Source organism: Streptomyces abyssomicinicus (genome assembly GCF_008974245.1).
Lineage (GTDB): Bacteria > Actinomycetota > Actinomycetes > Streptomycetales > Streptomycetaceae > Streptomyces > Streptomyces abyssomicinicus.
Map to the genome: position 1 here is coordinate 114,141 of NZ_BBZI01000006.1, position 8,996 is coordinate 123,136.

General features: G+C 72.8%; 2 protein-coding genes. Both read left to right on the forward strand.

Going from position 1 to position 8,996, the window contains the following annotated elements; genetic code table 11:
- The first annotated feature begins 103 nt into the window (after positions 1-103).
- Complete coding sequence (locus GBN72_RS08275) at positions 104-1,321, forward strand: 3-deoxy-7-phosphoheptulonate synthase (protein ID WP_151771069.1); 1,218 nt, start codon at positions 104-106, stop codon at positions 1,319-1,321.
- A gap of 286 nt (positions 1,322-1,607) precedes the next feature.
- Positions 1,608-8,996: type I polyketide synthase (locus GBN72_RS08280; protein ID WP_151771929.1), on the forward strand; the 7,389-nt coding region annotated here is incomplete at its 3' end.

The window sequence follows — 8,996 nt, forward strand, 5'->3', positions numbered from 1 at the left end:
CTTTGTATCAACTGTTTACCGATTGTCTTCCACGGAGCAGGACGATTCGTCGTGCCTGCTGGTCCGGTGCGTGAACTTCCCTTCCACGTGACGAGGGCGCCTGATGCCAAGACTTCTGCAGCCAACCGTTCCCCAGCAGCAACCAGACTGGCCCGATCCCGAGCGGCTCGACGAGGTCCGGCGGACCCTCGAGGCGAGCCTGCCGATCGTCATGCCCCACGAGTGCGATCTGCTCCGGCGCCGGCTCGCGGCGGTCGCCGAGGGCCGAGCCCTGCTCCTGCAAGGAGGTGACTGCGCCGAACGGCTGCACACCTCCCTGGACGACGTCGAGAGGAGGATCGACACCCTGAGCCGGATGGCCTCGCTGCTGTCCGAGTCCTTCCTGCTGCCCGTGGTCGTGGTGGGGCGGCTGGCCGGCCAGTACGCCAAGCCCCGTTCCAGCGCCCACGAGACGCGGGACGGCGTGACGCTGCCCTCCTACCGGGGCGACTCCGTCAACGGACCGGAGTTCACCCCCGAGGCACGCACGGCCGACCCCTACCGGATGCTCCGTGCCCACCAGGCCGCCGCGGCGACCATGAACATGGTTCGCGCGCTCGTCGGCCACCGCGCCGGATCCCCGGCCCGGCAGGTCCCGGAGGAGATGTTCGTCTCCCACGAGGCCCTGCTCCTCGACCACGAGACGCCGCTGACCCGCGTCGACCCCCGCACCGGCCGTGCCTACGCGGGAACCGGCCACCTGCTGTGGGCCGGTGAGCGCACCCGCGACCCCGACGGGGCGCACATCGCCTTCCTCGCCGGCGTCGCCAACCCGGTCGCCGTCAAGATCGGCCCCACCGCCGAGCCGGACGAGCTGCTGGCCCTGATCGAACGCCTCGACCCCCACCAGGAGCCGGGGCGGCTCACGTTCGTCGTCCGCATGGGCGCCCGGGCGGTCCGCGAACGGCTGCCCCTCCTGGTGGAGAAGGTCGCCGCCTCCGGGACCCGCGTCGGCTGGGTCAGCGACCCCATGCACGGCAACACCTACACCGCCCCCACCGGTCACAAGACCCGGGCCTTCGACGACGTCCTCGACGAGATCCGGGGCTTCTTCGAGGTCCACCACGCGCTCGGCACCCACCCGGGCGGGGTCCACCTGGAGATGACCGGGCAGGACGTGACGGAGTGCGTGGGCGCCGGGGCGGTCGGGCACGAGGACCTCCCGCGCCGCTACGAGTCCTCCTGCGACCCCCGCCTGAACCGTGCGCAGTCCGTCGAACTCGCCCGTCGCGTCGCCGACCTCGCCGGCAGCCGGCCCACCGACCCCGGAGCGTGGCGATGACCGCTGCCTGATAGGGGTGTCCCCACCCCGGAATTCAGGGGTTGAGCGCCGTCGACGTCCTGGAATAGCTTCCGGGAGAGATTCCTGTCGAGGGGAAAACCGAGAAGAACGGGCCCGCTCGAGGCGGACTCGAGTCCCGATCGTTTGCCGTTCGGTATTTTCCTCGCCGGGAAAACGCAGAGCGCCGGAAAACGCTCCGGAGGCCGCGATTCCTGCGCGAACTCGGGAGCATTCCCGGGTCTCTGTGTCGACGCAATGCGCTGGCTGCTGCCCAGGGTGGGGATGAATGGCGAACGAAGAGACGCTCCGGGACTACCTGAAGCTGGTCGCGGCGGACCTGCACCAGACGCGGCAGCGCCTGCGTGAGGTGGAGGCCCGCGACAGCGAACCCATCGCCGTCGTCTCGATGGGCTGCCGGTACCCGGGTGGTGTGCGCACGCCCGAACAGCTCTGGCGACTGGTCGCCGAGGGCACCGACGCGATGTCCGGATTCCCGCGGGACCGCGGCTGGCCCCTCGAGTCGCCGGACGGCACGGACTTCTGCGAGGAAGGCGGCTTCGTCCACGACGCCACCGACTTCGACCCCGCCTTCTTCGGCATCTCGCCGCGCGAGGCGCTGGCGATGGACCCGCAGCAGCGGCTGCTGCTGGAGGTCGCCTGGGAGACGCTCGAGGCCGCCGGCATCACCCCCGACTCCCTCGCCGGGACCCGCACCGGGGTCTTCGCGGGCACCACCGGCCAGGACTACGCGCACCTGCTCGCACCCCCGCCTGCGGGCACCGAGGGCTACATCCTCACCGGCACGGCCGCCAGCGTCGTCTCCGGCCGCATCGCCTACACCCTCGGCCTGGAGGGACCGGCCGTCTCCGTCGACACGGCCTGTTCCACCTCCCTGGTGAACATCCACCTGGCCGCGCAGTCCCTGCGCAACGGCGAGTGCTCCCTCGCGCTCGCCGGCGGGGCCACCGTCATGTCGACGCCGAGCGCCTTCGGAGGCTTCAGCGAACAGGGCGGCCTCGCCGCCGACGCCCGCTGCAAGGCCTTCTCGGCGGCCGCCGACGGCACCGCGTGGAGCGAGGGCGTGGGCATGCTGCTGCTGGAGCGGCTGTCCGACGCCCGCCGCAACGGGCACCAGGTGCTGGCGGTGGTGCGCGGTTCGGCCGTCAACCAGGACGGCGCCAGCAACGGCCTCACCGCGCCCAACGGACCGTCGCAGCAGCGCGTCATCCTGGACGCCCTCGCCGGGGCCCGCCTCACCGCCGCCGACGTCGACGTGGTCGAGGCGCACGGCACCGGCACCAGGCTCGGTGACCCGATCGAGGCCGAGGCCCTGCTCGCCACCTACGGCCAGGAGCGGCCCGCGGACGGCCGTCCGCTGCGGCTCGGCTCCCTGAAGTCCAACATCGGCCACACCCAGGGCGCCGCCGGAGTCGGCGGCGTCATCAAGATGGTCATGGCGATGCGGCACGGGATGCTCCCGAAGACCCTGCACGCCGACGAGCCCACCCCGCACGTCGACTGGACCGCCGGCGCCGTCGAACTGCTGCGCGAGCCGGTCGCCTGGCCGGCCGCCGACGCGCCGCGCCGGGCCGGGGTCTCGTCCTTCGGCATGAGCGGGACCAACGCGCACGTGATCCTGGAGGAGGCGCCTGCCGAGGAGTCGTCCGAAACGACCGCCCAGGCGGAGACACCCTCCGCCCCGGCGGGTGCGGTGGGCGCGGCGGTGCCGTGGGTGCTGTCCGCCAAGTCGGAGCAGGCGCTGAAGGCCCAGGCGGAGAGCCTGCTGGTCCACGTCCGGGAGAACCCTGGCGCGCCGGTCGCGGACGTCGGCCACTCCCTGGCACTGACCCGTACGGCCTTCACCCACCGTGCGGCGGTGGTGGCCTCGGACCTCGACGGTTTCGAGGCCGCGCTGTCCGCGCTGGTGGAGGGCCGTCCGTCCCCGGGCGTGGTGCGCGGTGCGTCGGCGGGAGGCACCCGTCCGGTGTTCGTGTTCCCGGGTCAGGGGGCGCAGTGGGTCGGGATGGCGGTCGAGCTGCTGGAGTCCTCGCCGGTGTTCGCGGCGCGGATGGCGGAGTGTGCGGCGGCTCTGGCTCCGCACATCGACTGGTCGCTGCTGGATATGGTGCGCAGTGGTGAGGGTCTGGAGCGGGTGGACGTGGTCCAGCCGGTCCTGTGGGCCGTCATGGTGTCCCTCGCCGAGCTGTGGCGTTCGTACGGTGTTCAGCCCGCCGCGGTGATCGGTCACTCGCAGGGCGAGATCGCCGCCGCCGCGGTGGCGGGCATCCTGTCGCTGGAGGACGCGGCGAAGGTCGTCGCCCTGCGGTCCCGCGCCATCACCGCCCTCGCCGGTCTCGGCGGCATGGTGTCCGTGGCCCACGAGGCCGACGTCGTGCGCGAGGCGATCGCCGCGTGGGACGGCCGGATCTCGGTCGCCGCGGTCAACGGGCCCTCGTCGACCGTGGTGTCGGGCGACGTCGACGCCCTCGAGGAGTTCCTGGCCCACTGCCAGGACAACGACATCCGCGCCCGCAGGGTCGACGTCGACTACGCCTCCCACTCCGCCCACGTCGAAGCCATCCGGGAGGAGCTGGCCTCTCTGCTGGGCGGGATCACCCCCCAGCAGGGCAGCACGCCCCTCTACTCGTCCCTGACCGGCCGCCTCCTGGACATCGCCGAGACGGCGATGGACGGCGGCTACTGGTACGACAACCTCCGCAACACCGTCGAGTTCGAGAACGCGACCCGCGCCGCCCTCACCGACGGGCACACCGTCCTCGTCGAGGTCAGCCCTCATCCGGTCCTGGCTCTCGGCCTTCAGGGCACCGTCGAGGACACCGGTACCGACGCCGCCGTACTCGGCACCCTCCGCCGCGACGAGGGCGGCCTCGACCGCTTCCTGACCTCCCTGGCGGAGGCGCACTGCCACGGCGTCACCGTCGACTGGACCACCGTCTTCGCCGGCACCGGCGCCCGCCGCACCCCACTTCCCACCTACGCGTTCCAGAAGCAGCGCTACTGGCCGGACGCCCCGGCCGGTGCCGCCGTACCGGGGACCGCGCGGACCGCGGACCCCGACGAGGCGCGCTTCTGGGAGGCCGTCGAGCAGGGCAACGCGGAAGCGTTGGCCGCCGCCCTCGGCGGGGCCGACAGCGAGCCGCTGCACGCGGCCCTGCCCGTCATCAGCTCGTGGCGGCGCGGACGCAAGGAACGTTCGACGATCGACGCCTGGCGCTACCACGTCACCTGGAAGCCCGTGGCCACGTCCGGTGAGGCGCCCGCCGCCCTGACCGGGCGCTGGCTGGTCGTCGTACCGGACGCGCCGGCCGCCGAGACGTCCGGCCTTGCCGACGTCCTCGTCACCGGGCTCGCCCGGCACGGCGCCGAGGCACGACAGCTCACCCTCGACGCGTTCACCGGACTCGACGACACCGAGGACGTCCACGGCGTCCTCTCCCTGCTCGGACTCGACGAGACCCCGCACCCCGACTTCCCGGCGCTGCCCACCGGGCTCGTCTCCACCGTCGACCTGGTGAAGGCGCTCGTGGCCACGCGGGGTTCCGCCCCGCTGTGGACGCTCACCCGTGGGGCCGTCTCCGTCGGCAGGTCGGACACGCTCACCGCACCCGCGCAGTCCATGGTCTCCGGTTTCGGACGGGTCGTCGGCCTCGAGCACCCGGCGCGCTGGGGTGGGCAGATCGACCTTCCCGCGGTCCTCGACGACCGTGCCCTGGCCAGGGTGTGCGCCGTCCTCGGGGCGGCCGGCGGGGACGACGGCGAGGACCAGGTGGCCGTCCGGTCCACCGGCGTCCACGCCAGGCGCCTGCTGCGCGCCCCGATGGGAGGGGCCACCGAGAGCTGGACCCCGCGCGGCACCGTCCTCATCACGGGTGGCACGGGTGCCCTCGGTACCTTCCTGGCCCGCCGGTTCGCGGAGCTGGGGGCCGAGCACCTGGTGCTGACCAGCCGTCGTGGACCGGCCGCGCCGGGCGCCGCCGAACTCCGGGAGGAGCTGACCGCCCAGGGCGTGCGCGTCACCGTCGCCGCCTGCGACGTCGCCGACCGAGCCGCCGTGCAGCTGCTCGTCGACGGGCTGCGCGAGCAAGGGGACACGGTCACCGCAGTGATCCACACGGCCGGCGTCAGCCAGCTCAGCTCCATCGAGGACACCGACCCCACCACCTTCGCCGACGTGATCACGGCCAAGGTCGCCGGCGCCCGGAACCTGGACGACGTCCTCGGTGACGAGCCGCTCGACGCCTTCGTCGTGTTCTCCTCCATCTCCGGCATCTGGGGCAGTGGCGGTCAGGGCGCCTACGCCGCGGCCAACACCTACCTGGACGCGTTCGTCGCCGCCCGCCGGGCCCGTGGCCGTACCGCGACCGCCCTGTCCTGGGGTGCGTGGGGCGGCGCCGGCATGGCCAAGGGCGAGGCGGAGCAGCTGCTCAGCCGCCGTGGTCTGCCCGTCATGGACCCCGACCTCAACATCAACGCGCTGCGGCAGGCCGTCGCCCGGAACGAGACGGCCCTCACCGTCGCCGACGTCCGGTGGGACCGCTTCGTCCCCTCGTTCACCGTCGCGCGCCGCAGTCCGCTGCTCGAGGACCTGCCCGAGGTGCGGGAGATCCTGGACGCCGCCGAGGCCGAGGCGGGCGGCGAGTCCGCCGTCACCTCCGCGCTGCAGCAGAGCCTCGCCGGGCTGGCCCCGGCCGAACAGCGCAACCGCGTCCTCGACCTCGTCCGGGGGGAGGCGGCCGCAGTCCTCGGCTACGCCAACGCCGCCGAACTCGACGCGGCACGCCCCTTCCGCGAACTCGGCTTCGACTCCCTCACGGCCGTGGACGTCCGCAACCGGCTCAGCACGCTCAGCGGTCTGCGCCTCCCCACCACCCTGGTCTTCGACTACCCCACCGTCGCCGACCTCGCCGACCACCTCCTGACGCTCGTCCTCGGACAGCCGGCCGACGGGAACACGGCACGGTCCGCGGTGACCGGCCCGCTCGACGGCCTCGCTCCGTCCGACGACGACCCGGTGGTCATCGTCGGGATGAGCTGCCGGTTCCCCGGGGGCGTGAGCTCGCCGGAGGAACTCTGGCGGGTCGTCGCCGAGGGCGTGGACACCGTCGGCGACATCCCCGTCGACCGGACATGGCCGGGTGCCGCCCCCGAGGACGGCTTGTCCGTCGCAGCCGGCTGGCTCTCCGGAGCCGGCGACTTCGACGCCGCGTTCTTCGGCATCAACCCGCGTGAGGCCCTGGCCATGGATCCGCAGCAGCGTCTGCTGCTGGAGGCGTCCTGGGAGGTCTTCGAACGGGCGGGCATCGACCCCTCGTCGATGAAGGGCAGCCGCACCGGCGTCTACGTCGGCGCCTCCTCCCAGGGCTACGGCAGCGACGTCGTCCAGGCGCCGGAGGGCACCGAGGGCTACCTCATGACCGGCACGGCCACCGCCGTGCTCTCGGGCCGCGTGTCGTACGTGCTGGGCCTGGAAGGTCCGGCGGTGACGGTGGACACGGCGTGCTCGTCGTCGCTGGTCGCCCTCCACATGGCCGTCCAGGCGCTGCGCAACGGCGAATGCGAGGCCGCTCTCGTCGGAGGCGTCGCCGTGATGGCCACCGGCACCGTGTTCGCGGAGTTCTCCCGTCAGGGCGGCCTGGCCGCGGACGGCCGGGTGAAGGCCTTCTCGGACGAGGCGGACGGCACCGGCTGGGGCGAAGGCGTCGGCGTGGTGCTGGTCGAGCGTCTGTCCGACGCGCGGCGCAACGGGCATCAGGTGCTGGCGGTGGTGCGCGGCTCGGCGATCAACCAGGACGGCGCGAGCAACGGCCTCACCGCCCCCAACGGGCCGTCGCAGCAGCGCGTCATCCGCGCGGCGCTCGCCGGGGCCGGTCTGACCGGCGCCGACGTCGACGCGGTGGAGGCGCACGGCACGGGCACGACGCTGGGCGACCCGATCGAGGCGCAGGCGCTGCTGGCCACGTACGGTCAGGAACGTCCGGAGGACGGGCGGCCGCTGTGGCTGGGTTCGCTGAAGTCCAACATCGGGCACACGCAGGCAGCGGCCGGTGTGGCGGGCGTGATCAAGATGGTCATGGCGATGCGCCACGGGGTGCTGCCCGCGACTCTGCACGTCGGTGAGCCGTCGTCGAAGGTCGACTGGTCGGCCGGCGCGGTGGAGCTGCTGACGGAGGCTCGGGAGTGGCCGGAGACGGGCGAGCGCCCGCGCCGGGCCGCCGTCTCGTCCTTCGGTGTCAGCGGCACCAACGCCCACACCGTTCTCGAAGCCGCGCCCGTCGACGAGGCCGGTGCCGAGAGCCCCGTGTCCTCCGTTTCCCCGGTGTCCCCCGCGTCCTCGGCGGTCGTGCCGTGGGTCCTGTCGGCCCGTAGCGAGGCCGGTCTGCGTGCGCAGGCCGAACGCCTGGCCGACTCGGTGAGCGGGACGACGTCGCCCCTGGACGTGGCGTACTCACTGGCCACCGGCCGCGCCCACCTGGAACACCGGGCGGCGGTCGTCGCCACGGCGCCGGAGGACCTGATCGCGGCACTCTGCGCGGTGGCCGAGGGCCGTTCGGCCGCGGGTGCGGTGTCGGGTGTGGCTGGGGGCGGGCGTTCTGCGTTCCTGTTCTCGGGCCAGGGCTCGCAGCGGGCCGGGATGGGCCGGGAGCTGTACGAGGCGTTCCCGGTGTTCGCGGACGCGTTCGACGCGGTCTGCGCGGAACTCGACAGGCACCTGGACCGGCCGGTGAAGGACCTGGTCTTCGACGTCGAGTCGGACCTGCTGGACAGGACTGTCTATACGCAGGCCGGTTTGTTCGCGGTCGAGGTGGCTCTCTTCCGGCTGGTCGAGCACTGGGGCGTCACCCCCGACTACCTCCTCGGCCACTCGATCGGTGAGCTGGCTGCCGCGCACGTCGCGGGCGTCTGGTCGCTGGAGGACGCTGCCGCTCTGGTCGCCGCACGCGGCCAGCTGATGCAGGCCCTGCCCGAGGGTGGGGCGATGGTCGCCGTGCAGGCGACCGAGGACGAGATCCTGCCCCTGCTCACCGACAACGTCTCCATCGCCGCCCTCAACGGGCCCACCTCGGTCGTCATCTCCGGCGACGAGAACGAAGTACTGGCGATCGCTGACCGGTTCGAGAAGTCGAAGCGGCTGCGGGTCAGCCACGCGTTCCACTCGCCGCGCATGGAGCCCATGCTGGAGGAGTTCCGGCAGGTCGTGCAGGCGGCCACTTTCGCCGCCCCGCGCATTCCGATCGTCTCCAACCTCACCGGTGAAACGGCGGGCGAGGAACTGCTGACCGCCGACTACTGGGTGAACCACGTCCGCCAGGCGGTCCGGTTCGCGGACGGCATCCGTCACCTGGACACCCAGGGCGTGACCACCTACCTGGAGCTGGGACCGGGCGGGGTTCTGTCCGCCATGGCCCAGGAAACGGCGGCAGACGCCGCGTTCGTCCCGGCCCTGCGCAAGAACCGTTCCGAGACCGACGCCGTCGTCACCGCTCTCGCCGAACTGCACGTGAACGGCTCCACCGTCGACTGGACCGCCTACTACACCGGCACGAACCGACGACGCGTCGACCTCCCCACCTACCCCTTCCAGCACCAGAGCTACTGGCTTCGCTCCGCCGGTCCTTCGATCGCCGGTCTCGATCTGATGGGCATGGGCCCGGCG